Below are 24,970 nucleotides of genomic sequence, written 5' to 3'. Positions count from 1 at the left end.
GGGCGGAATTCCTAGTGAATTCCGGGTTGACGGACGGTGGCTGCGTGGACGGCCCGTACCATGCTATCCCCGCCTCTGTTTCGTCAAATGGGTTTGGAGGTCCACCGTGAGGCTGCGCAGGGTCTTTGGAGCGCTGTTGGTGCTGGGGGCGCTCGGGGGTTGCAGCGAAGTTCCGGGCAAGTGCGAGCAGGACTCGAACTGCCCTCAAGAGCAGTACTGTCACCTCGAAGTGAAGCAGTGCTTTTCCCCGCGCTACGCGGCGTTGATCCTCCCGACGTTGGGAGAGAACACCGTTGTAGGGGGAGGTCCGCAGCAAATACAGGCCCGGTTGGAGCTCAGTCCCGGTGCGAGCCCCGTCTACCCGTCGCAGCTGAACCTCACGGTGGCTCCGAGCAACGGTGGGGCTCCCACTGTCATCACGCTCCAGAGCACGGCGGAGGGGACGTACAGCGCCGAGTGGACGCCGCCACCGGGGGAAGGCTCGTACACCTTCCAGGTGGCCCACCCTGAGCCCTGGGGACCAAGCAGATCGGTCCAGGTGACGGTGGACCGTACGGCGCCAGCGCTGACGGTCCAGGTGCCTGAGGCACAGCTCGCTGAGCCCAAGGACGGCTTCAGCTATGCGGACCCTCTGGCGGACAAGGCGTGGCCTCGCGACCAGACCGTGACGGTGCGGGTGGAATCGGAGTCGGCGGACATTGATCCGGCGGGCCTGCGGGTGGTGGTCAGGGGACACGATGGCGGTACGGACGTGACGGACCTCGCGGTGAAGCAGGGGACCCCGTGCACCAAGGCCTACTGCGGCACGGTGGACGTGCCCCTGTGGCGTCCGGGACTCGAGGCCTTTCGCGGCAATTTCCAGGTCGAGGTGGCGGCGAAGGACAAGGTGGGCAACGAGCGCCAGGCCAACGGCACCATCCCCGTGACGCGCTGGAAGTGGGCATTCGATGGAGCCTCCGGGCCCATCCACACCAGCCCCGCCATCGGAGAGAAGGGAACCATCTATTTCGGCACCGACGATGCCGCCGGCAAGGTCTTCGCCCTCAACCCCGAGGGCTCGATCAAGTGGACGGCCCCGCTGGGCCCCGTGAAGACCAACCTGACCGTGGGCAGCTCCACCAATGGGACCGAGCGCGTCTATGTGGGGAGGGGGCCCACTTCCAGCACGGACTTCGGATACCTGTACGCCCTGGATGCCAACGGCGCGACGCTGCTCCAGTGTAAGGCGTACCTCGCCGGAGTACCCCTCCTGTCGACCCTCACGCTCCTGCGCACCCAGGCCAGCGATGATGCGGCTCCCGTCGAAGCAGTGATGGCGATGTTCAGCAGCCCCGACGACAACACGCCTGTCACGCTGCGGCCCGACTCGTCCAACCCGTCCCGCCGATGCATCTTCGGCACCGCGGGCCATGTGGCGCCGGGGGCGGGCATCGTCTCGACGGGTGATGACCTCTATTTCGGTTCGTTCTACCTCTCGGACCCCTATCCAGATATCGCGGAGATCAACCACTACATCAACGACCCGTATGGCTCGTTCGTATCGCTCCCGAGAGCATCCCCCACCAACCGCGACGGGCACCTCGCAGCGCTGGCGATCGTGGACGACACCTTCGGCATTGGAGCACTGTGGGATGATGATCCGCAGATTGGAGGTGTCATTACCTTCACGCGGCAGGACTCGACTTTGGGCAGCTGGATCTTCCCCAATCCCGAGAAGGGAAGAGCCCCGGTGCGCAACCTGGCCGTGGGACCGGGCAAGGTCGTGTTCTTTGGCAGAGATGTCGCAACAGGAAGCGCGGAGTTGACGTCGGTCGAGTTCTTTGGCTCCATGCCTCGGGTCGTCGTGCCGAACGCGGGGAGCTTCCCGTCATCTCCCATCGTGGGGGCTTCGGGCCTGCTCTACACGGCCTCCGCCACCGGTCCCTCCGCCAGCAGCGGCGAGGTGTCGGCGTGGAGCACGGACAACCTGGCGCTGCACTGGAGGCTCAGCGATAGCGTGGGCCGCGCGCAGGCCACTCCCGCCCTGGACTGCGCGCGCGGCCCGGATGGGGCCCCCACCGAAGCGCCTAAGGGTGTGCTGTACGTGCCCTCCATCGATGGCAAGATGTACGCCCTCGTCGTCGATAGTGCGGGTCTGGAGCGGAACGCCCCGTGGCCCAAATTCCAGCGCGACGCGCGCAACACCGGCAACACCGAGACGCCCATCACCAACTGCCGGTGAAGCCTTCACCTGCTCGGGGGCGACCCGGGTGGGTCTCCCGATGGCGGTGGTCCTCCTCTCGTCCGGGAGGTCTCTGCCGCCCGGTCCCCGTGAAGCCCATGGCCTTTCTGAGGTAACCTCCCCTGCCGGAGTCGCCCCAGGGGGGGGCCGCCACGGACGAGGACCATGATGAGGCGGATCGAGCACGCACGAGCAGCGCACCACATCCAGGCGAAGGGGCGCAGGAGATACGAAAACATGAGACGCGCGTACACTCAGGCACTGCTGGCGCTGGTGCTTCTCGCCGCCAGCCCCTCCCAGGCCGAGCCAGACACGTTCGGCCTGGGAGAAGGTGTCTTGGAAGCTGACGATCTGACGGTCGATGCGAACAGCAGCATCACCGTCAACTCCTATGCCCGGGTCACGTTGCCGCTCGCCCCTGGAGATACCCAGATCTCCATCGACACTGTAGATCCTGGCGCGGGAAGGCAGGCGTCCACCGCCTTCAGGGGTGGCGATCTGGTGATGGTCCTGCAGACGACCGGGCTCGTTCCCGTGCTCCAGACCAAGATGACCACGCCACTGGACATCAGTACGTCCGAGGTCGGGCATTGGGAGTTCGCCCGGTTGGCGGCGGGTACGACGGTCTCCATCCTGAAGCTCGAAAAACCGCTTGTCCGTTCCTACGCCGCCAAGGTGACGCAGGTCGTCCTCGTGCCTGAGTACAGAAAAGTCACTTTGAACGCCAATGGCGGGGAGAAGAAGTTCGGCACGATCAAGGCGAAGGACTGGGATGGGAAAACGGGTGGCGTCGTCGCGTTCCTCGCGTCCGAAGATGTCACCATCAATGGTCACATCCGGGCTGATGGATTGGGCTTCCGCGGAGGGAAATATCTTGCGGACAATCTCCTTACTCCCAGCACCGGCTGCAGCGGTGAGTCCGGAGAATCCCCGCTGCATGCACAGAAGGGTGAGGGAATAGACATCACGCATTACGCGAATGCCTCCGATCCTACCGTCACCAACTGGGCCGGGCTTGGCAATTTCGCGAACGGTGCGGGTGGCGGTGTGTGCCTTCGTTCCGGTGGAGGTGGTGGAGGGAATGCGGGGAGTGGGGGCAAAGGCGGACTGTCGGCCGAAAGCACCCCACGGGATGTAGGCGGAATGGGCGGCGTGTCCCTTGTCTACTCGATACTTGAGCGTCTCACCTTCGGAGGAGGAGGCGGGAGCGGCCATGGGAATCAGGTAACCGATCCAGCGCATGGAGGCGCGGGAGGAGGCCTTATCTTCATCCGGGCCAAGAGCCTGACCATCAATAGCCAAGCCAGCATCAATGCCTCCGGTGCTGAGGGTTCGAAAGCGGACTCCCAGGGCTTGGGCGGCGGCGGCGGCGGCGGGGCGGGAGGAACCATTGTGTTGAGGTTGACGGGAGCCCTCTCATGCACCAGCGCCGACCTTATCATGGCTGCGGGCGGAAAAGGCGGCACAACGTCCACCCCCGCAGGCGGCACCAAGCCAGGCACGGGCGGTGGAGGCGGTGGAGGTCGTGTGCTCTTGCAAGCGAGCAGTATCTCTGAGGACTGTATCCGCCCGACGATGGTAGCGGGGGGAACGCTTGCTGGCACCCAGCCAGGCCAGAGCGGCTCCATCTCCTCGCTGCCGGGTTCGTTTCCCGCATCCCTGCAAGCCCCCACGCTGGACGCCGTGGCCTCCACGGGGGAGAGCGGGTACACCAACCTGAGAAGGCCCATCATCCAGGGAGGGATTGCGGACACCTCCTATGCTGGGTTTGGGGTCGTCATCTATCTGGGCAACCAGGAAGTCGGGCGCACGACCGCCGACAGCACCGGTCACTTCTCCTTCAAGATGCCGCAGAACCTCGTCGATGGTGAGTACCAGGTCTCGGCGGCCTTCGCCCATCAGGGAGTCCAGAGCCCGAAGAGCCCACCCCGCTCCTTCGTCGTGGATGGAACGCCCCCCGCGAATCCGGTCGTGGATCTGCTCGCCCAAAGAGCAGCAGACGAGAACATGCTCATCGGCAGGCCTGACCTGGATGCCAGCGACAAGCTCTCCATCAGCGGAAGAGCGGAGCCGGGAAGCACCGTGACGGTGGTGCAGACCCGTCCGGATTTCTCCGCTACGGAGTCGGGCGTCGTGGATGCCTTGGGCAAGTGGAAGGTGAGCATCACTCAGCCCCCTGACGTGGACACGACCGAATACACGCTCTCGATGACAGCGAAAGACAAGGCATACAACTCCAGCCCATCGTCAACCACGCTGACATTCCGTCTGGACACCCGGCGACCGGGTGTCCCTGTGGTACAGACAGTAGGAGATGTCACGGCGGGAGGCTCCGTGCCCGTCAATTCGCTCCGGCCGGTATTGCAAGGAACGGCGGATAGCGGAAACCGGGTGGTCGTGACGCTGACCCGGACGGGCGCGGGCTCGGAGTCGCCTCAAACCCTCGAGACGACCTCGAGTTCGGGAACCTGGAAGGTCGTTCCATCCGCCCCGCTGACAGACGCCGCGACTTATAGCATCGACGTGAAGGCCTACGACCAGGCCAACAATGAACGGTCCGGCACGCCCAAGACCTTCAGCGTGGACGTGACGGCCCCCTCGGTGCTGACGATCACGAGCGTGGGAGCCAAGACGAGAGAACCCCGTGAGGGCATGCTCATCGGAGGACCCGACCTGGCCTCCTCGAACCTCTCCATCGGCGGAAAGGTGGATTCCGGAAGCACCGTGACGGTGAAGCAGCTCAGACCGAGCTCGACCCCGGCGACCACGGCCACCGTCAGTTCGGACAACTGGAACGTGAGCCTCGCGATGCCGGCGGACACGGCTCCCACCGCGTACACGTTGGAAGTAACGGCGGAGGACGCGGCAAAAAACAAGAAAACGATGACGCTGAACTTCACGCTGGATACGCAGAAGCCAGCAGCCCCCACCGTCTCCGCGGTGGCCGGGGTGGCCCCCTACACCAGCTGTGCTGTATCGCCCACGCGCTTCGTCACGAACAAACAGCCGTTGATCCAGGGAACGGGTGAAGTCCGAGGCACCGTGAATATGACCCTGGCTCCCGCCTATGACGTGCCACCGACCGTGGTGAATGGCACGTCGGGTACGGGAAACTGGAGCGCCTCGCCCACGAGCGACTCCCTGCTCGACGGCTACTACACCCTGACCGTGAAGCTGACGGACGAGGCTGGAAACGAGAGCCCCACCGCCACCTACTGCTTCCAACTGGATGCGACTGCGCCGCCGAAGCCAGACTCCATCGTCTTCGTTACGACGACGCCGTCCGGCACAACGACGACGCCGGCCGTCAACGGCATGCTCATTGGACGAGCCTTGTTGACGAATGTGAATGACGCCGTTGTTTCAGGCGAGCTGGTGCCAAATGGCACCCTCAGCATCAGTGGCAATTCGAGTGGAACCAGGGTGCATTTGAAGCTGATCCCGAAGAACCCAGCGATGCCTGTGAGTGACTCCGTCCTGACCGACGTGTCAGGTACCTGGAACAAGAGTTGGACCGGATTGGTGAGTGGCAGCTATGCGGTGGAGGCACGCGCCGAGGACGCGGCCAGCAACCTCGGAGATCCGGAGACGATCTTCTTCGATCTGGACCTGGTACCGCCGAAAGTCAGTTTCACCAAACTGCCGGACGGCATTACCGCTTCCAAGGACGCGGTCTTCGGCTTCAAGCCTTCGGAGTCTGTGCAGAAGTATCGGTGCACAATCAAGGAGACGTCCGGGCCGACCACATCGCTCGATGATTGCTCCAATCCGCTCTTCCATACGGTCGCCAGAGCGGGGGAGTACACCATCCAGGTCTGGGCAAAGGATCTGGCAGGGAATGAAACCTTCACGACGGTCTCCGCCCCTATTCCCGCCGACATGGCTGCCCCTACTTACACATGGAAGGTGGATGACAATCAGCCTCTCGCCAAGATCTTGAACTGGGATACGGCAGTCCTGGGCAAGGAGATGCTTCCCGTCGAGAACGGTGGCGGCACGAGCAAGGACTCCGTGGCGTTCGTGATCCAGGCAGACAAGGACAACATGCAGATTGGGTGCAAGAGGGAGGGCCAGACAGACTGGACCGAGCCTTGCTGCACCGACGCCGAACTCATCAAGGATGTGGCTCCCGCCACGCCCGAGCGGCCCATTTGCATCAAGAGCTATAGCGCCCCAGAGCTCGCGGAAGGTGACCATGTCTTCAGCGTGAAGGCCTACTCGAGGGACCTGGGCGTCGAGACCCCCGAGAGCGCGAGAGTCACGTACAGCTGGTTCGTGGATAAACAATCCCCCCTCACCCTCATCACGACACCCCAGCTCGATTGGGTATCCGCCGATTACCTGCAAGTGAATCTCGTCACGCCGAACGAACCCAAGGGGGTGGAGCGTTACGATTACGAGCTCAATGGTGCATCGTCCACAACGACCAACAGCTACATCGTGATCAACTTCCCCAAGGCAGGGGGAGACAAGCCCTACACGCTCAAAATCAAGGCGATCGACAAGGCGGGCAACGTCGAGGAAAAGGCAGTGGAGCGCTCCTGGACGGTGGATAGACTGGCACCGGCCGCGCCCATCGTACAGTTGCCCCAGGAGGGGGGACGCTACAAGGACTTGACCTTGTCGGGTACGACGGCCATCGAGGACGCATACAGCACGATCTCCTTCTACCTCGACCCGGAGAATGATGATGTGGAGGGGACGCTCATCGGGACGACGACCGCCGATGGAGAGGGGAAATGGAACCTCGTCATCGCGTCCGATAAGAAGCCCGCGGATGGTCTACACGTCATCAAGGCGAAGGCCACGGACCGGGCCGGGAATACGGACACGACATCAAGGTCGACGGCCATTCGCTTCATCTTGGACAACGTTCCCCCCGTCGTGAACATCACCGGGCCAGACAAGAACACCTCGAATCGCTCCGCGGAGTTCAACATCACCGCGAACGAGGAGGGGGTGACCTTCCAGTGCAAGCTGGATATCGAGGAGGAGCCTCAGAACTGCGGCACGCAGGTGACGTTCACCGATCTCCTGGAAGGGCCGCATACGCTCAACGTCTATGCGGTGGACCAGGCTGGCAACAGGCGGGAGACCAGCTACAGCTGGAGCATCTACCTGGGCAATGACATCCGTGCCGAAGGTGGAGGCCTGGGTTGCTCGTCGGCTTCAGCAGGGCCCTCGATGTTGTGGCTCCTGGGAATCCTGGGGCTCCTCCTCAAGGCCTCTCAGCACCGCGGTAGCAAGCAGTGACGTAGCGGCTGGCAGGTTGGAGGGTGGGGACCGCCCCCTCTGCCCGTCGGCCACAGCGTGAGCGCCCCTTAAGTGAGCGGCGAGGACTCGCATGCTGGCGAGCCTCCTGCTCCAGCGGAGCGACTCCCTGTGCCCATGCGGCCGGGCAGCACCTGCCAACAAAGGGGCGTGAAGGGCCACCGGTTCGAGCAGCCCGGCGAAGCCCCAGCACCCACCAAGACGAGGCGAGGCGCCGCCCCTGGGAAACAGGTGCTCGGGAAGAAGCGCGCGAAGAACCGCTACGCCACAGCCAGATCGACCCAACCAACACGACCCAGACGACCTGGGGAGCATGCGTAGCCCCAGGCCATACGAGAGGAAAACCGGCCACTCACCTACTTCCGGGGGGCCTCCGAGCTCTCGCCGCCGTCGCGGACGATCTTGAAGTCCACCCGCCGGTTGTTCTCACGGCCAATCGATGTCGCGTTGCTGTCGATGGGCCTGTCCGGACCGTAACCCCTGGCATCCAGCCGCTCGGCGGCCACGCCCTTCCCGATGAGGTAGCGCATCACCTCTTCGGCGCGCCGCTGCGACAGCCGGCGGTTCTCGTCCGCGAAGCCCCGGTCATCCGTGTGAGCACCCACCACCACCTGCGGAATCTCCGGGTGCTCGCGCATCACCTTCGCCACCCAATCCAGCACCGAGAAGGAGCGCTGCTGGATGCGCGACTGAGACGCCTCGAAGTACACCTTGCCGCGCAACTTGAGCTCCGTGGGCGAGATCTCCACCAGGGGCACTTCATGCTCGGGACAACCCAGGTTGCCCTCCGTACCCGGTTGGTTGGCACAGCTATCCACCCGGTTGGGCGTGCCGTCCTTGTCCGAGTCCTCCTCCGGGCAGCCCTTGCGCTCGACCGGACCGGGCTCGTCGGGACACTCGTCCTGGTCGTTCTCGATTCCGTCCTTGTCGCGGTCCCTGAGCGGGCAGCCCCGGTTGTCCGCGGGACCCGCCTCCGCCGGGCAACTGTCCAGTTCGTCCTCGACGCCGTCCTTGTCCTGATCACGCGCGGGACAGCCCTGGCTCGCGGCAGGGCCAAACTCCGTCGGACAGGCGTCCAGCGAGTCCTCGATGCCATCCTTGTCCAGGTCCGTCCGTGGGCAGCCCGCACGCGCGGGATCGCCCGGCACGGTCGGGCACTTGTCATCGACGTTGCGCACACTGTCGCCGTCGTAGTCACTGTCCGGGCACTCCTCCGGAGCCAGGGACAGTCCCATGTCGCACTTGACGGAGGACTCCCCCGGCCCTCGCCGCGGCGTCACGTCTCCGAAAGAACCTCCCGCGAGCACCCGGAACAGTGGCGTCCCTGGACTCTTGCCGACCCCGATGCCCGCCAGCGCGAACACCTCCATCGAGGGGTTCACCAGGTAGCGCACTCCCGGCATCAGTTCCACCGAGCCCGGCTGCTCCGTAAGAGGAACCATGCCTCGGACATTGAACTCCCACCGCATCCGGCGCCCCGTCGTCACCAGCGCCGCCCCAATGCGCAGCTCATTGCCCAGTTTATCCAGGACATCGGCGTTGGCATCGGTGACGCGCACCGCTGGGCGAACCAGCACTCCCGCGTCCAAGGCCGCCCGCAGGAAACCAAAGCGCCGGCCCACCATCACCCGCGGCGAGTAACGCAGCCCATCATCCCGCGCGTACGCATCCTTGTTGCCCACTGGCAGCCCGACATCACCCCCCACCGCCACATCGACCCCGCCCTGATCGTCCTGCGTGAGCAGACCCAGGCGCAGCCCTACCGTGGGCGTCCCCAGCAGGAAGGAGCTTGGCCCATCTGGATTCGGAGCACTCGGTCCCCATTGCTGCAACACCACCAACGGCAGCTGTCCCTCCACCTGCAACCTGTTCGTCAGGGAGTAGGCGGCGGACAGGTGCATCGTGCTCCGACCCGGCACGACCCCGGTGGCCTTCCCCTCCCGGAACAACATCAACGGCCGGTGCGAGTAGTGGGCTGTCGCGGAGATGCGGAACTGCCCGGCCTGCAGCAACTCTCCCGTGCCCACGACGAGCGAGCCTTCAGCTCCGGGATTGAGTTCCAGACGCTCCAGGTCGAACGACTTGATTGGAGTCGTCTGCGCGAAGGCCGCCACTCCAGGCAACAGCAGCAACAGCGCCAGTGCGCCAGGCGCGAGAATCCTTCTTCCCATGGCTCCCCCGCTTCGGGTGTGTCGAGGCGCGGCACCAGCGCGCCACAGCGTAGATCTACCGGTCAACAAGCTGCTGCACTCTAGCAGTGATCCGGCCAGAAATGCGCTCCGGCCCGATGCGCCCGAGAGAGGCACATGCCCCGAACGCGTCAACACGTCCGCACGTGCCGCTACATACCTGCCCCCATCACTCAAGAACCCGTTCCGTTCAGAGTGAACACGGTCCCTGGACTTGCAGCCTTTCGTACACTCTGGCAGGTTTCACGCCGTCCATCAGACCTGTGGAGGGGGGAAACACCGCACGTGAGACGAGGACTCGTGAAGGCACAGCCACAGGCATGCCCCAAGGCATGCGTCCGTTCCGGTAGTCGAGACAAAAGGGTTCTGCTCACTCTCCTGCTCGCGGCAGCCACCGGTACCTCGTGTGCGAAGCGCGTGGGGCCCACGCCGTGCGAGACCCCTCCTCCCATGCAGGTCGTCCTGGATGTCTCCGATCAGGTGAATCCTGATCCGCGCGGACGCTCGCTGCCCACCGTGGTGCAGGTCATCCAGCTCAAGGACAGCGCGAAGCTGGAGCGCGCGGGCTTCCGCGACCTCTGGAACCGCCCCAAGGAGTACCTCGGAGAGGACCTGCTCCAGGTGGCCGAGTTCACCGTCGCCCCGGGCCAGAAACTCCAGCGGTGGATCCAGCGGGATCCCAAGGCCCGCTTCATCCTGACCATGGGCCACTTCCGCCAGCCGCTCGGCTACTCGTGGCGGACCGTCAGCGCACTGGATCCCGTGCCTCCGCCCCTGTGCGTCGAGAGGCCCGCGGGAGACCAGGGCGAGCCCAAGCCCTGGGATGTGCGGCTTCGCTACCGGCTCCAGGGCTATCAGATCGACATTCTTCGCCCCCAGGCCACGCTGACGGAGCCGGCTCCCGCCGCTCAGTCCGACGAGGCCGAGGTGCCATCGCATCCCAAGAGGAGTGCATGAAGAACGCGCAGCGCGTTGTCTGGTCGGAGGGGATGTTCATGAGTCCCCACCACATGCAGCAGCTCGACCTCTATCATGAGAACCTGCTGGACCTCCGGCTGGGGGCGGTGGAGCCCTATCCCTGGGGCGTCTACTCCCTGGAGTTCGACATGGAGGCCCTGCGCGCCGGCCGCGTGCAGCTGCGCCACTTCAACGGCGTCCTTCCCGACGGAATGCCCATCGGCTTCCACAGTGGCGATCCCGAGGCCCCGCCGGCCCGCCCCACGGAGGGCGTCTTCCCGCCAGCGCAGCAGGTGCTGGACGTCTACCTCGGCGTTCCGCGCGAGCGCAGCGGCGTGGAGAGCTATGGTGGTGGAGATCGGATCGGCGGCAACCCCCGCTTCACCCCGACCAACCGGCCGGTGAACGACCTGACCGCGTCCACCTCCATCGTCCCGGTGGCCTTCGCGCAGCGCAACGTCAAGCTGCTCTTCGGCACCGAGCCGCGCGAGGACTACGACGCCATCAAGATCGCCGAGCTGTCGCGCGATCGCTCCGGCAGCCTGACGCTCGTCGAGAACTACATCCCGCCCGCGCTGCGCATCGACGCCTCGCCCTACATCATGAGCGAGCTGCGCACGCTGCTGCGGCTCATCGTGGCCAAGCAGCGCCAGCTCGCCTCGCGGCGCCGGCACCGGGACGCGTCCGCGCTCGAGTTCACCGCCTCGGACGTGACGCTCTTCCTGGAGCTCAGCGCCCTCAACGGCATCATCCCGCTGCTCCAGCACGCCATCGACGCGGGCAACATGCGGCCGCACGCGCTCTACCTGGCGCTCAGCCAGTGCGCGGGACAGCTGTGCACCTTCGCCGCGGACGCGGATCCCACCACGCTGCCGCCCTTCCAGTTCATCCAGCTGCGCGTCACCTTCGAGGAGCTGTTCCGCCGCCTCCAGTCGCTGATGCGCTCCGTGGCGCTCGAGCAGTGCCTCACGGTGCAGCTGCAGTCCGGCGACGACCGGCTCTACCGCGGGAAGCTCGAGGACGAGCGGCTGGATCGTTGTGGCCAGTTCTTCCTCTCCGTGCGCAGCGAGCTGCCGGAGCGCACGGTGGCGGAGCAGTTGCCCAAGCTCGCCAAGCTGGCCAGCTGGGGCGACATCCAGAACCTGGTGCAGGCCACCTCGCCCGGTGTCCCCATCCAGGTCAACTACCGCCCCCCGCCCGAGGTGCCCATCCAGCCGGGGGTCCTCTACTTCACCCTCTTCACCTCGGACGGCTACTGGAAGAACGCGATGAGGGATCGAACGCTCGCGCTCTACCTGCCGCACCCCTTCGACGCCGCACAGACGACGGTGGAGCTGCTCGCCGTCCCCACCGCCAGCCGCTGACGACCGAACGCCATGCAACGAGTCACCGAAGCCACCAAGGACTGCTTCGACGCGGCGATCCGCATCCGCAACTCGGATGCCGCCGCGGTTCCCCCTCCCGAGGTGCTGCATCACCGCCTGCGCGGCGTCGTGGACGAGATGCTGCGGCGCGCGGCCGTGCTGGGTTTCAGCCACCAGGACGCCCAGGACATGGCCTATGCCCTGGTCGCCCTGCTCGACGAGGTCGCGCTCACCCGGCCCGAGCCCTACCGCTCGTTCTGGATGACCAACCTGCTGCAGCTCCAGTACTTCAACGAGAACGTCGCCGGTGACGGCTTCTTCCACCGCTTGCAGGCCATCCGGAAGGATCCACACCGCGCCGAGGTGCTGCAGGTCTACTACCTGTGCATGCTCTTCGGCTTCCAGGGCCGCTACCGCATCCGCGGCGGCGAGCTGGAGCTGATGACGCTCATCGACTCGGTCCAGAAGGACCTGGAGCGAGCCAAACCCTTCGACTTCGACGTGCTGTCGCCACACGGTGAGCGGCCCTCCGAGTCGATGCTCGCCGGCAAGCGCAGGCTGTCCCCGATGATCATCTCGCTCGGGGCGCTGGCGCTCGCCGTGCTCGTCTATGGCGGGCTGGTGGTCAGCCTGGATGGCGCCGTCGACACCTTCCTGAACGAGATCAAGCTCCACATGGCCACCCACACGGGAGAGACGCGATGATCTGGGCACTCGTCATCACGTTCCTGGTGGGACTGGCCTGGGGCGCGGTCGCCATGCTGGGAGCTCCGCCGATCCTCACGGGGCTCATCACCGCGGGCGTGTTCCTGCTGTTCGCGCTCTGCAAGTGGATCGTCGGGAAGATCAAGTCGCGCAAGGCGGCCAAGAAGCTCGAGGGCGCGCTGGAGGCGCAGGCCGAGGAGCAGGTCAAGACGGTCCGGCCGGACCTGCAGCCGGAGATCAAGGCCATGCAGGCCGAGTTCTCCAAGGCGGTGGAGGCGCTCAAGACCTCCAAGCTGTCGCGGGGCCGCAAGGATGCGCTCGCGGTGCTGCCCTGGTACCTCATCGTCGGACCGCCGGGCGCGGGCAAGAGCACCGCGCTGCGCAACTCGGGTCTGAAGTTCCCCTACCTCTCCGCCAAGGGTGGCGGCGTACGAGGTGTGGGCGGCACGCGCAACTGCGATTGGTGGCTCACGAACGAAGCCGTCATCCTCGACACCGCCGGCCGCTACGTGAGCAGCGAGGACGACAAGCCCGAGTGGTTCGCCTTCCTCGACACGCTGACGAAGTACCGCCCGAAGCGGCCCATCAACGGCCTCATCGTGGCGGTGAGCGTCAGCGAGCTGATGGGGGTGGATCCCCAGGTCGCCGGCGAGCTGGGGCAGAGCATCCGCGAGCGCCTGGATGAGATCACCTCGCGTCTGCGCACGCTGGTGCCCGTGTACCTGATGGTCACCAAGTGTGATCTCCTCCCCGGCTTCACGGAGATGTACGCGGACCTGACGCGCTCCGAGCGCGGGCAGATCTGGGGCTTCACCGTGCCCATGGGCGCCCAGGCGGAGGCGTCCACGGACCTGCTGCTGGAGCGCTTCGACGAGCTGGTGAACGTGCTGGAGCAGCGCACGGTCAAGCGGCTGGGCCAGGAGCGCCGGCTGGAGGCGCGCGAGAACATCTACCAGTTCCCGCAGCGCTTCGCCGAGCTGCGCAAGAACCTGGCCGAGTTCGTCCAGCCGCTCTTCCTGGACAACGTGTACCAGGACACGCCGGTGATGCGCGGGTTGTACTTCACCAGCGGAACCCAGGAGGTCAAGCCGATGGAGCGGCTGTCGGGCTCCTCGGGGGAGCTCTTCGGGGACTCGCGTCCGCAGCCCGAGCCGAGCGCGGAGGGCCGCAGCTACTTCCTGTGGGACATCTTCACCAAGGTGATGTTCCAGGACCAGGAGATGGCCGCCCGCAGCTCCATCGAGGAGCAGCGCTACCGCCGCCGTCAGCTGATACTCACGGCCACCTACTTCACCGCCGCGGCCCTGCTGCTGGTGCTCCCCATCATCTCCTACTTCCAGAACCGGACGTTGGCGCGCGACGTGCGCGATGCCATCACCGCCGTGCGTCTGGATGACCGGGACGACCTCTCGCGCATCACGGACCTGACCCCGCTGCAGGCCCAGCTCCAGGAGTTGACGAAGCACAAGACGGAGGGAGCCCCCTTCTGGTTGCGCTTCGGTCTGTACGAGGGTGACAAGCTCTTCCCGCTGGCGCAGTCCTTCTACAACACCGCCCTGCGCCGGGTGCTGCTCGGCAACCAGTACGAGCGCATCGAGCAGAACCTCAACCTGTTCGCGCAGAACCAGGACTCGCCGGACTGGAAGCCCGGCTCCGATGACTACGCGCGCCACTTCGATGCGCTGAAGATGTACCTGCTCATTACCTGGCCGCACACGCCGCGTGAGCCGGCGCTCGACGACGCCCACCAGGACTGGCTGGTGGACCAGATGGTCCGTCACTGGACCCACGTGAAGGGCTCGGGCGGAGAGGCCAACCTGCAGCAGGCCATCACCCGCCACGCCCGCACGTACATCCAGATGCTGGCGGCGGAGCCGGAGCAGCTCGCCTTCGCGCGCAACAACAACATCGTGCGTGCCACGCGCAGAGCGCTCAACCGCGTCCCCGTGACCACGCTGGAGATGGATCGCATCGTCTCCGACGTGAGCCGCGAGTACCCGGACCAGACGCTGGATGACATCGTCGGCGCCGTGCCCGCCATGCGCGCCACCAAGCGCGTCCGCGGTGCCTTCACCAAGGTCGCGTGGGATCAGGTGGTGCGCTCGCGGCTGGAGTCCGCCTTCAAGAACAAGGAAGCCTGGGTGCTGGACCGGGACGCCAAGGAAGACGAGGAGCAGTCCCGCGCCGAGCTGCGCACGCGCTACTACCAACAGTACATCCAGGAGTGGAAGGACTTCCTCCAGTCCATCACCGTCCGGCCGCCGGATAACGTGGACCAGATGCAGGCGCTGCTCGAGAGCCTCACGCGTGGCAAGCCGCCCGCCTTCGGCAAGCTGTTCCGGGCGCTCTCCTACAACGTGCAATTGGTACGCACGCCGAAGCAGGAGGAGAAGAGCGCGGCCCGCAGGGCCCTCGAGCAGGTCTTCTCCAACGAGAAGAAGGACGAGCCGAGGCTCATCGACCCGAATGCGTCCACGGGTGAGTACACGCTCGGGCCCCGCGACGTGGAGAAGGAGTTCGCCACCCTCATCAAGTTCACCACCGAGGAGTCGCGCTCCGAGGACGGCGAGGAGAAGCTGACGGCGCTCGACTTCTACCAGGACCAGCTCGCGTTGGTGCTCATCTCCCTGCTGGGCGTGAAGGAGAAGCCCTCGGAGTCCGGCGCCCTGCTCGAGAAGATCAAGACCACGCGCGAGAGCGTGGCCATGCTCGTCAAGAAGTACGAGAGCGGCGGACCCATCCTGGAGAAGCTGCTGCTGCCGCCCTTCCAGGACATGCGCTCCATCGTCTTCGCCGGCGTGGCGCAGACCAAGAGCAACGATTGGTGCGAGGCCGTCACCAAGCCCTTCGCCCAGCTCATGGCCAACCGCTATCCGTTCGTGCGCGAGTCGATGCAGGACGCCCCCCTGGCGGAGCTCTCGGAGTTCCTGCGGCCCTCGGGAGGCACGCTGCGCAAGTTCATCCAGCAGAACCTGGCCGACGAGGTCGTCACCTCCGGCCGCAAGTGGACGTTCGCCAACCTCAACACGCGCGACATGTACCGCGAGGACCTGCTCACCTTCCTGGAGAAGTCCAACAACCTGGCCATCACCCTCTTCCCGGGTGACACCGTGGATCCGCTCGTCCGCTTCCAGGTGCGCGTGCGCGCGGGCACGTCGCCGGACACCTCGCCGTCCGAGATCTCCGCCATCACCCTGACGATCGACGGCACCGACGAGATGTACCGCAACGGTCCGGACAACATCTGGAAGCCGATGAGCTGGCCCGGCCAGGCCGGAAAGCTGGGCGCGCACATCCACGTGGAGAACGCCTCCGGTGCCACCGCGGACATCGATGAGCCCGGCGAGTGGGGCCTGTTCCGCCTGCTCGAGCGCGTGAAGCGCATCGAGCCCAGCGGAGACGGCCGCTTCTTCACCGCCGTCTGGGAGATCGAGGACATGAACGGGGCGCTCGTCGCCATCGACTTCCGCCCCGAGCGCACCGCCAACCCGTTCTTCGGTCTGTCTGGCAACAACACCTCTCGACTGCTGCAGATCTTCCGGGATCCGGGCCTGACGCCCCCGAACGGCATCGCCCGGGGTGGCAAGGGTTGCATCGAGATGGTGAGCACCAACGGAGCTCCTTGAGGATGACGCAGGCGCCTCACATCGGGCTGCTGGGCAAGGCTCCGCGCCACGCGGAGTTCGTCCGGCACAACGCGGCCAGCCCCCTGGCCCGGTACCTCTTCCGCTGGATGGAGGAGAGCACCGGCCGGCTGCACGGGGCTCGGAGCGCACTGCCCACGGCTCACGCCAGCTTCGTCTTCACCGCACCCGGCGAGAGCTCGGTGTTGGTGGGCGTGCTGGCGCCGAGCGCGGACAGTGTGGGGCGTGCCTTTCCGCTGGCCATCTTCCAGGAGTTGCCCGCCTCGGACGTGGTCGGACGCTACGCGCTGCTGCCGGAGACCTATCAGCCCTTCCTCCGGGCCAGCGTGGAGCTGCTGCGGGAGGCCGGCTCGCTCGACGTGCCGAAGCTGCAGGAGCGCACGGCGAAGCTGCCCACCGTGCGGCCCGGTGACATCCGGGTGGCCGAGCGACTCCGGGAGGCACTGCTCTCCGAGAAGCGCTGCGCGGAGCTGCTCCAGCACGTCAATGGAAACCAGGCTCCCGAGGGGCGCTACTACGCGCTGCACACCTTCCTCACGGCCTGCGCGGGAGAGCGCCACCGCGAGCAGGGGCTGGCCGGCGTGATGCTGGACTGTCCCTATCCCCCGCACATGGGGCCCGTCACCTGGCTGGAGCTCGCCACGCGGCTGCTGCGCTGGTCATCCCTGCCTCCGTCCTTCTTCTGGTCCGACGGGCAGCAGCCGCGGCTCCTGCTCTGCCTGGGCGCCGCGCCCCCTACCCTCCTGCTGCACCTGGCCCAACCCACGCGCTCGGGGAGCAACCTCTGGCCCCTGCGCACCGAGAAGCCCGCCGCGATGGCGCAGGCGAAGCAGGCGCTGTCCGCCTCGCAGCGCCAGGTCATCGATTCCTCCAACAGCACGCTCGAGCAGCTCCTGCGTGCCCTCGCGCGATGAAGGAGCGCCCCTCATGACGCCCTCCAACGACATCTTCCGCGAGCGCGCCAACACGTGGCTCCAGCCCATCTCCGACGAGGCTCCCTGCGGAGCCCCGTCCAAGCATCACCCCACCTACGACAACATCTTCGCCGAGGTGGCCAAGCTCGAGTCCCCCACGGGAGACGCCGTACGCTGGGACGAGGTCGTCCGCAACGCCGGGGAGCTGCTGCAGACGACCACCAAGGACCTGTGGCTGGCCTCCTACTTCGCCTTCGGGCTGTACATGACCGAGGGCCTGCCCGGCGCCATCACCGGGGCGACGCTGCTGGCGGAGCTCACCGAGCGCTACTGGCAGGGACTCTTCCCGGAGGCCTCGCGCCTGCGCAGCCGCGGGCTCGCGCTGTCCTGGTACGTGGAGCGCATGAAGCACGTGCTCCCCACCGTGCAGGCCGAGAGCACCTCGCCCGCGGTGGTGGAAGCCCTGTCCTCCGCAGTGTCGAAGCTCGCCGAGGTGACGCGCACGCGCCTCGCCTCACAGGGCCCGGCGCTCGGACCGATCCTCACGAGCCTCGAGCGGCTGCGCGCGAGCATGCCCCAGCAGGCCGCGGCGCCCACGACGGCCGCTCCCGCGCAGGCGCCCGTCCCACCCACCGCCCCTTCCACGCCGGCGGCCCCCGCGGAGAGCCCGGCGACGACGGGTACCACCCCCGCCCCCGCCGTCACGCCTCCACCCACGCCCGCTCCTCCACCCGCTCCCGCGGCGCCCACGCCGGCCCCCGCCGCGCCCTCCGCCGCGGTGGCGGCCCTGGCCGCGCAGCTCCCCTCCGCCCCCACCGGTGAGCTCACCAGCGCGGAGGCCGCCGCGGACTTCCTGCGCAACATCGGCTCGTCGCTGGCTTCCGCCTCCGGGGTGCTGCGCCGGGCCAATCCAGCCGACCCGCTCGCCTACAGACTGCTGCGCACCGGATTGTGGCTGCACATCTCACAGCCTCCTCCCACCGGCGCCAATGGCAGGACATCCCTCCCGCCGCTGCCCGCGCCGCTGCGCACCAAGTTGGAAACCCTGACAAACCATTCACGCTGGGCGGAGCTGCTCGACGAAGCAGAGTCCGCCATGACCCAGCATCGCTTCGTGCTGGATTTGCAGCGTTTCAGCGCGCATGCCCTGACATCGCTTGGCCCCACCCATGCGTCCGCACGTGAGGCATTGCTGCTGGAGCTGAGCAGTCTGCTCAAGCGCATGCCCGCGGTGGTGGACCTGGTGGCGGCGGATGGCACGCCCATGGCGGACGCGGCCACCAAGGAATGGCTGCAGCGCGAGGTGCTCGCGAAGCCCACCGCCGCGCCCCGGAACATCATCATCCCAGCGCCCCTTCCCCGAGAGCTCGACACCCCCGCGCAGGACGCGTCCGCCGAGGGGGAAACGCTCGCGCAACACCAGGCGCGTCTCGCCTCGGCCAGCACGGCCCGCGCGCGCTTCGTCGCGCGGCTGCACCTGGCACGTATGTGCGTCCAAGCAGGACAGCTCACCACGGCCCGCGCGCTCTACGAAGCGCTCGATGCCGAGTGCACCGCGCAAGCGCTGGACTCCTGGGAGCCCGCGCTCGCCGCCGCATGTCTCGAGGGGTTCCTCACCTGTGTCCTCGCCGGAAAAGATTCACCAGATGGTCTGGTAGGAGATTTTTGGATCCGTTATCGTCGTCTCGCCCAGCTCGACCCCGCTGCCGCCCTGCGCGTTCAACCCTGACACTGGGGCAGCATTCTCGGACAAGCTTCAACTGGCGACGAGCCCACGCACCACCCACCTCACTCAAGAGGAGATAGCAGCAGATGAGCAAAGAGAGTTCCGTCGCCCCTACCGAGCGCGTCAACATCGTCTACAAGCCCGCAACGGGTAACATGCAGGAGCAGGTCGAGCTGCCCCTCAAGATGCTGATGATGGGTGACTTCACCGGCCGGCAGGATGACCGCCCGCTGGAGGATCGCGCTCCCATCAACGTCGACAAGATGAACTTCACCGAGGTCATGGCGCAGCAGGACCTCAAGGTGGACATCTCCGTCACGGACAAGCTGTCCAACGAGGACGGCGCCAACCTGGCCGTGTCCCTGCAGTTCAAGAGCCTGGCGGACTTCGCGCCCGAGAGCATCGTCAACCAGGTGCCCGAGCTCCGGAAGCTGCTGGAGCTGCGCAGCGCGCTGCACGCGCTCAAGGGGCCCCTGGGCAACGTCCCCGCCTTCCGCAAGAAGCTCCAGGCGATGCTCGCCGACGACGAGGGCCGCAAGCGCCTCATCGACGAGCTTGGCCTCAAGGCCGATGGCAACGGTGATTCCAAGAAGTAGTCCAGCAGCGAGAGCGTGACCCATGAGCACCCAGACCCAGACCCAGAATCCAGCGGGCGCCGCGGCGGCCGTTTCGCCCTCCCTGCTCGACGAGATCCTCTCCGAGGCGAAGATCAAGCCCAAGGACGAGGGCTATGACGTCGCCCGCCGGGGCGTGGAAGCCTTCATCACCGAGATGCTGGCCCCCAACCGCTCCGAGGAGCGCGTGGACAAGGCCCTCGTCGACGCGATGATCGCGGAGATCGACCGGCGCCTGACGTCCCAGGTCAACGAGATCATGCACCACCAGGACGTCCAGAAGCTGGAGTCCGCGTGGCGCTCGCTGAAGTTCCTCGTGGACCGGGTGGACTTCCGCGAGAACATCCGCGTGGAGATGCTCAACGTCTCCAAGGAGGACCTGCTCAAGGACTTCGAGGACTCCCCCGAGGTGGTGAAGAGCGGCCTGTACCGGCTGGTGTACTCCAACGAGTACGGCGTGTTCGGTGGCAAGCCCTACGGCCTGCTGCTGGGCAACTACGACTTCGGCCCGGGCCCGCAGGACATCGACCTGCTGCGCAAGTGCGCGTCCGTGGCGGCCATGGCGCACGCGCCCTTCATCGCCAACGCCAGCCCGGAGATGTTCGGCGAGCAGAACTTCCTCAACCTGCCGAACCTCAAGGACCTCAAGTCCCTCTTCGAGGGTCCGCAGTACGCCCGGTGGCACTCGTTCCGCGAGAGCGAGGACGCGCGCTACGTGGGCCTGTGCATGCCGCGCTTCCTGCTGCGCCTGCCCTACGGTGAGAAGACCATCCCCGTGAAGGCCTTCAACTTCAACGAGGACGTGGTCGGCCACCATGACCGCTACCTGTGGGGCCACGCCTCCACGGCGTTCGCCACCCGCGTGGCGGACTCGTTCGCCAAGTTCCGCTGGAGCCCGAACATCATCGGCCCGCAGTCCGGTGGCGCGGTGGAGATGCTGCCGCTGCACCAGTACGAGGCCATGGGGGAGATCCAGACCAAGGTCCCCACCGAGGTGATGCTCACCGAGCGGCGCGAGTACGAGCTGAGCGAGGAGGGCTTCATCGGCCTGGTGTTCCGCAAGGACGCGGACAACGCGGCCTTCTTCTCGGCCAACTCGGCGCAGAAGGCCAAGTTCTTCGGCAGCACGCCGGAGGGTAAGGCGGCGGAGACCAACTACCGCCTCGGTACGCAGCTGCCCTACATGTTCATCATGACGCGGCTGGCGCACTACGTGAAGGTGCTCCAGCGCGAGCAGATTGGCAGCTGGAAGGAGCGCTCGGACCTGGAGCGCGAGCTCAACCAGTGGATGAGCCAGTACATCGCCGACATGGACGACCCGGCGCCCGCCGTGCGTTCGCGCCGCCCGCTGCGCGCCGCCCGCGTGACGGTTGAGGATGTGGAGGGTCAGCCCGGCTGGTATCGTTGCAGCCTGCAGGTGCGCCCGCACTTCAAGTACATGGGCGCGTCCTTCACCCTGTCGTTGGTGGGCAAGCTGGACAAGGAGTGAGCCCGTCGCACCCGTGATTCGTGGTTCCGCTGAACGCGGGCTCCATCAACCCCGGGCCCCAAGGGGCCCGGTCTTCCGCGCCGTACGCGGCGCACACACCGAGGTGGCTTATGGCTGAGACAGTACACCTGTACCTGAAGGCGAACGGCACGGACATCAAGGGTGACAGCACCCAGACGAGCCTGGGTCGCCAGGACTCCATCGAGTGCGTGTCCTTCGAGCACGAGGTCATCACCGCGCGCGAGTCGGGCTCCGGCCTGGCGACGGGTCGCCGTCAGTACCCGCCGATGCGCATCGTGAAGCGCATCGACAAGTCGTCCCCGCTGCTCATGAAGGCCCTGTGCGAGAACCAGGTCATCGACGCGACCTTCAAGTTCTTCCGCCCCAACCCGACCGGTGATGGCACCACCGAGCAGTTCTACACCATCGCCATCAAGAAGGGCCGCATCAACAGCATCAAGCAGCACGTGCCGGACAGCTTCGTGCCGGCCAGCACCAACCTGCCCGCCATGGAGGAGGTCACCTTCGTGTTCCACACGATCGACTGGACCATCACCAACGGCGGCGTGACGCACACCGACACCTGGGACGCGCAGCGCTAGTCCGTTCCGCTCCCGGAGCGCCCGCGTGAAACGCGAGCGCTCCGGAGCAGCCTCCGCACGCCATGGCCGAACGAGGACTCCTGACACGTCTGGCCTCCAGCAGCCACGGCGCGCTCGCGCCCCGAGGCAACGCGGTGGCCGCCATCGCCGAGCACCTGCGGGTCCTGCTCAACACCCGCAAGGGAGAGGCAGCGGCCGCCCCTGGCTTCGGCATCATGGATTTCAACGACATCATCCACCTGTTCCCTGCGGCCATCCCGAGGATGCAGCAGTCCATCCGCACGGCCATCCAGGAGTTCGAGCCGCGGCTGAAGAACGTCGTCGTCATGCACGTCCCCGACGAGCAGGACCCGACCGCCCTGCGGTTCGACATCATCGCGCAGCTCAACATCAAGGACGCGCGCGGCACCGTGCGCTTCCATACCGAGTTGCAACCCGGCGGGCGGGTCGACCTCTGGTGAAAGGGCGAGGATGTTCAGCAAGTACTACCTGAGCGAGCTCAGCTACCTCCGGGAGATGGGCCGGGCCTTCGGGCTGGCCAACCCGAGCGTCGCCGGCCTGTTGGTCGAGCGTGGCGCGGATCCCGACGTGGAGCGGCTGCTGGAGGGCTTCGCCTTCCTCACCGCGCGCATCCGCGAGCGCGTGGACGACGACGTCCCGGAGATGGTGCAGGGGCTCACGGAGCTGCTGCTGCCCCACTACCTGCGCCCGGTGCCGGCGTGCTCCATCGTGGAGTTCTCGCCGCAGATGCGCGCCCTGCGTGGCCGCTCGCGCATCGCCGCGGGGGCCGAGGTGGCCTCGACGCCGCTGGACGGCACCAGCTGCGTCTTCCGCACCACCCACGACGTGGACCTGCTGCCGCTCAGCGTGCAGGACGCGGTGCTGGACCGCTCGTCCGTGTCCTCGCCGGTGCTGCGCCTCTTCTTCCAGACGACGGAGCAGGGCCGCGAGGAGCTGCAGAAGCCCCACGGCCTGCGCCTCTTCATCCACGGGGAGATGTCCGCCAGCGCCCTCGTCCTGCTGTGGCTGCTGCGCTACTGCCGCCAGGTGCGCGTGCGTGGCACCGCCAGCGGCAACGAGGTGGTGCTCCAGCCCAGCTGCATCCGCCCCGTGGGCTTCGACAGGCACTTCCGCCTGCTGCCCTGGCCCCGGGCCTTCGACGGCTACCGGCTGTTGCAGGAGTACTTCACGCTGCCGGAGAAGTTCCTCTTCTTCGAGGTACACGGCCTGGAGACGGCCGCGTCCGCGCTCGAGGAGCGCTTCGAGATCTCCTTCCACCTGGAGCGCCCGCCGCCCCTGGACGCGCGGATTACCCGGGAGATGTTCCGCCTGCACTGCACTCCCGTCATCAACCTCTTCCGGGCCCCGGCGGATCCGCTCTTCCACCATGCCCTGGGCCGCGAGCACCTGGTGCGAGCCTCGGAGCTGCAGCCCCAGCACGCGGAGGTGTACTCCGTGGACTCGGTGACGGGGCTCACCGCCGGGCGCAGCGATCGCCGCACCTACCTTCCCTTCCACGAGTTCGAGCACACCCAGGGCGAGGGCGCCGAGCAGGCCTTCTACCGGCTGCGGCGCGTCCACTCGCCCGTGGATGACGGCATCGACACGTACCTCACCCTGGAGACGCCGCGCGACGTGGCGCCCACGCTCGGGGCCGAGGAGGTGCTGTCCATCGATCTCACCTGCACCAACCGCTCGCTGCCCGCGCGGTTGCAGGTGGGGGACATCACCCAGTCCACCCCGGCCTCGCCCACCAACGCCAGGTTCAAGAACATCACCCCGGTGAGCCGTCCGGCCCGCGCGCCACTGGGCACCGAGCTGCACTGGCGGCTGCTCTCGCACCTGGCCATCAACCAGCACTCCATCGCGGATGCCGCGGCGCTGCGGCGCCTGCTGGACCTGTACAACTTCCAGGCGCTCGCGGACAACCTGGCCGCCCGCGCCAGCCGCCTGCGTATCAACGCCATCCGCAACGTGGAGACGAGGGCCCTCACGCGCTTCCTCGAGGGCTCTCCCGTGCGCGGCAACAAGACGATGGTGGACCTCGAGGAAACGAACTTCATGGGTGTGGGGGATGCCTTCCTCTTCGGATGCATCCTCGATGAGCTGCTGGCCTCCCACGTCACCCTCAACTCCTTCAACGAGCTGGCCATCCGGCTCCAGCCCTCGCAGACGGAGTTCGCATGGCTCCCGAGGAACGGCTTCCTGACACTCTTGTAGAGGCCTCCCGCCGCCTGGCCGGGATGGCGCCCCACCTGGGCTTCTTCCAGCTCGTGTCCTACCTCGAGCGGTTGACGGCCGAGGCGGCACGCGTGGGGAGCGTCGGCCCGGTGAACGAGGAGATGATCCGCTTCCGGCACGACCCCTCGCTGGGCTTCTCCTCGGGAGACGTCAGCGAGGTGACGCTGCGCCAGGTGCCGGTGCGCGCGGAGGACGCGTTCTCGAGGCGTCCCCTCTTCGAGGTCGTCACCCACTTCCTCGGGCTCACCGGCTCGGTGAGCCCGCTGCCGATGTACATCGCCGAGGAGATCGCCCAGGAGGACCCGGACCATGCCGTCCGCCGGGAGTTCCTGGACCTCTTCCATCACCGGCTGCTGTCGCTGCTCTACCGCATCGAGTCCAAGTACCGCATCACCAGCGAGTCCAACTCCGAGAACACCGACCAGTGGTCCCGCCGGCTGCTGGCGCTCGCGGGCTTCGACACGTACGAGGGCAACGGCACGAGCAAGCTGCCCACGCGGCGGCTGCTGCGCATCGTTCCCTTGTTGGACTCGCGCGCGCGCACCGCCGACAAGCTGGAAGCCGCCCTGGAGGACGTGCTCGGTGACGAGCTGCAGGGCGCTCGGGTACGGGTGGAGCAGTTCGTGGGCCGCTGGGTGGACATCGATGCCCGGCTGCAGCTCGGCCGCAACAACCACATCCTCGGGAAGAACACCGTGCTGGGCGGCAAGGCCTACGATCGCATGGGGAAGATCAAGATCCACATCGAGCCCCTGCCCACCACCGTGTACCGGCGGATGCTCCCGGGGGGAGATCTGCTGGCGCAGGCGCGCGAGGTGGCGCGGCTCTTCCTGAAGGATCCACTCGAGTACGAGTTCGAGCTGGGACTGACGGAAGGCGTCACCCAGACGTTCAACCTTTCGAGCACGCAGTCGGCGCAGCTGGGGCGGGATACGTGGTTGGGTAAGGGAAAGCAGATACGCCTCAGCATTCCGGTCGTGTGAAGCGCGACCCCGGGAGCGCTGGCAACCGACGGCGCTGGCGCTCCCTGAAA

General features: G+C 66.6%; 15 protein-coding genes. 14 read left to right on the top strand and 1 reads right to left on the bottom strand.

All coding sequences use genetic code 11. From position 1 onward, the window contains the following. Positions 1-106: 106 nt before the first annotated feature. The gene (locus JQX13_RS26580) at positions 107-2,221 is read left to right on the top strand and encodes a PQQ-binding-like beta-propeller repeat protein (protein WP_203411701.1); all 2,115 of its coding nucleotides are present in this window, start codon (positions 107-109) and stop codon (positions 2,219-2,221) included. A 237-nt stretch (positions 2,222-2,458) separates the two neighbouring features. Beyond that, positions 2,459-7,474 (top strand): adventurous gliding motility protein AgmC, encoded by a 5,016-nt coding sequence (gene agmC / locus JQX13_RS26575; RefSeq protein ID WP_203411700.1) that lies wholly within the window; start codon positions 2,459-2,461, stop codon positions 7,472-7,474. A gap of 374 nt (positions 7,475-7,848) precedes the next feature. On the opposite strand, the gene JQX13_RS26570 is transcribed toward agmC, so the two are convergent. Then, positions 7,849-9,663 (bottom strand): OmpA family protein, encoded by a 1,815-nt coding sequence (locus JQX13_RS26570; RefSeq protein ID WP_203411699.1) that lies wholly within the window; start codon positions 9,661-9,663, stop codon positions 7,849-7,851. Between the two features lie 303 nt (positions 9,664-9,966). Between JQX13_RS26570 and tssJ the strand changes: the two genes are divergently transcribed. The 12 genes from tssJ to tssG all read left to right on the top strand — a co-directional run bounded on the left by tssJ (position 9,967) and on the right by tssG (position 24,920). Further along, positions 9,967-10,638: a type VI secretion system lipoprotein TssJ gene (gene tssJ, locus JQX13_RS26565; RefSeq protein ID WP_343211143.1), complete on the top strand. Its 672-nt coding sequence runs from the start codon at positions 9,967-9,969 to the stop codon at positions 10,636-10,638. Beyond that, the gene (tssK, locus tag JQX13_RS26560; RefSeq protein ID WP_203411697.1) at positions 10,635-12,002 is read left to right on the top strand and encodes a type VI secretion system baseplate subunit TssK; all 1,368 of its coding nucleotides are present in this window, start codon (positions 10,635-10,637) and stop codon (positions 12,000-12,002) included. Before tssJ ends, tssK begins: the two co-directional genes overlap by 4 nt. 12 nt (positions 12,003-12,014) lie before the next feature. Beyond that, the gene (locus JQX13_RS26555) at positions 12,015-12,707 is read left to right on the top strand and encodes a DotU family type IV/VI secretion system protein (protein ID WP_203411696.1); all 693 of its coding nucleotides are present in this window, start codon (positions 12,015-12,017) and stop codon (positions 12,705-12,707) included. Continuing rightward, entirely contained in the window at positions 12,704-16,333 is a 3,630-nt protein-coding gene (gene tssM / locus JQX13_RS26550) for a type VI secretion system membrane subunit TssM (RefSeq protein ID WP_203411695.1), read from the top strand. Before JQX13_RS26555 ends, tssM begins: the two co-directional genes overlap by 4 nt. Positions 16,334-16,335: 2 nt before the next feature. Further along, on the top strand, positions 16,336-17,265 hold the full coding sequence (tagF, locus tag JQX13_RS26545; RefSeq protein ID WP_203411694.1) for a type VI secretion system-associated protein TagF: 930 nt from the start codon (positions 16,336-16,338) through the stop codon (positions 17,263-17,265). A gap of 13 nt (positions 17,266-17,278) precedes the next feature. Next, positions 17,279-18,994 carry a type VI secretion system protein TssA gene (gene tssA / locus JQX13_RS26540; RefSeq protein ID WP_203411693.1) on the top strand — a complete coding sequence of 572 codons (1,716 nt, stop codon included), beginning with the start codon at positions 17,279-17,281 and terminating at the stop codon, positions 18,992-18,994. A gap of 83 nt (positions 18,995-19,077) precedes the next feature. Continuing rightward, on the top strand, positions 19,078-19,587 hold the full coding sequence (gene tssB, locus JQX13_RS26535) for a type VI secretion system contractile sheath small subunit (RefSeq protein WP_203411692.1): 510 nt from the start codon (positions 19,078-19,080) through the stop codon (positions 19,585-19,587). A gap of 22 nt (positions 19,588-19,609) precedes the next feature. Next, positions 19,610-21,094, top strand: a complete 1,485-nt coding sequence (gene tssC / locus JQX13_RS26530) for a type VI secretion system contractile sheath large subunit (protein ID WP_203411691.1) — start codon at positions 19,610-19,612, stop codon at positions 21,092-21,094. A gap of 110 nt (positions 21,095-21,204) precedes the next feature. Continuing rightward, a complete protein-coding gene (gene tssD / locus JQX13_RS26525; protein ID WP_203411690.1) occupies positions 21,205-21,696 on the top strand; it encodes a type VI secretion system tube protein TssD in 492 nt (163 codons plus the stop codon). Positions 21,697-21,758: 62 nt separating this feature from the next. Beyond that, positions 21,759-22,157: a type VI secretion system baseplate subunit TssE gene (gene tssE / locus JQX13_RS26520; RefSeq protein ID WP_203411689.1), complete on the top strand. Its 399-nt coding sequence runs from the start codon at positions 21,759-21,761 to the stop codon at positions 22,155-22,157. A gap of 10 nt (positions 22,158-22,167) precedes the next feature. Then, positions 22,168-23,916: a type VI secretion system baseplate subunit TssF gene (gene tssF / locus JQX13_RS26515; RefSeq protein WP_203411688.1), complete on the top strand. Its 1,749-nt coding sequence runs from the start codon at positions 22,168-22,170 to the stop codon at positions 23,914-23,916. Continuing rightward, the gene (gene tssG, locus JQX13_RS26510) at positions 23,880-24,920 is read left to right on the top strand and encodes a type VI secretion system baseplate subunit TssG (protein WP_203411687.1); all 1,041 of its coding nucleotides are present in this window, start codon (positions 23,880-23,882) and stop codon (positions 24,918-24,920) included. Before tssF ends, tssG begins: the two co-directional genes overlap by 37 nt. Positions 24,921-24,970 lie beyond the last annotated feature (50 nt).

It is taken from the genome of Archangium violaceum (assembly GCF_016859125.1).
GTDB lineage: Bacteria > Myxococcota > Myxococcia > Myxococcales > Myxococcaceae > Archangium > Archangium violaceum_A.
This window is presented reverse-complemented; position numbering and strand designations above follow the sequence as displayed.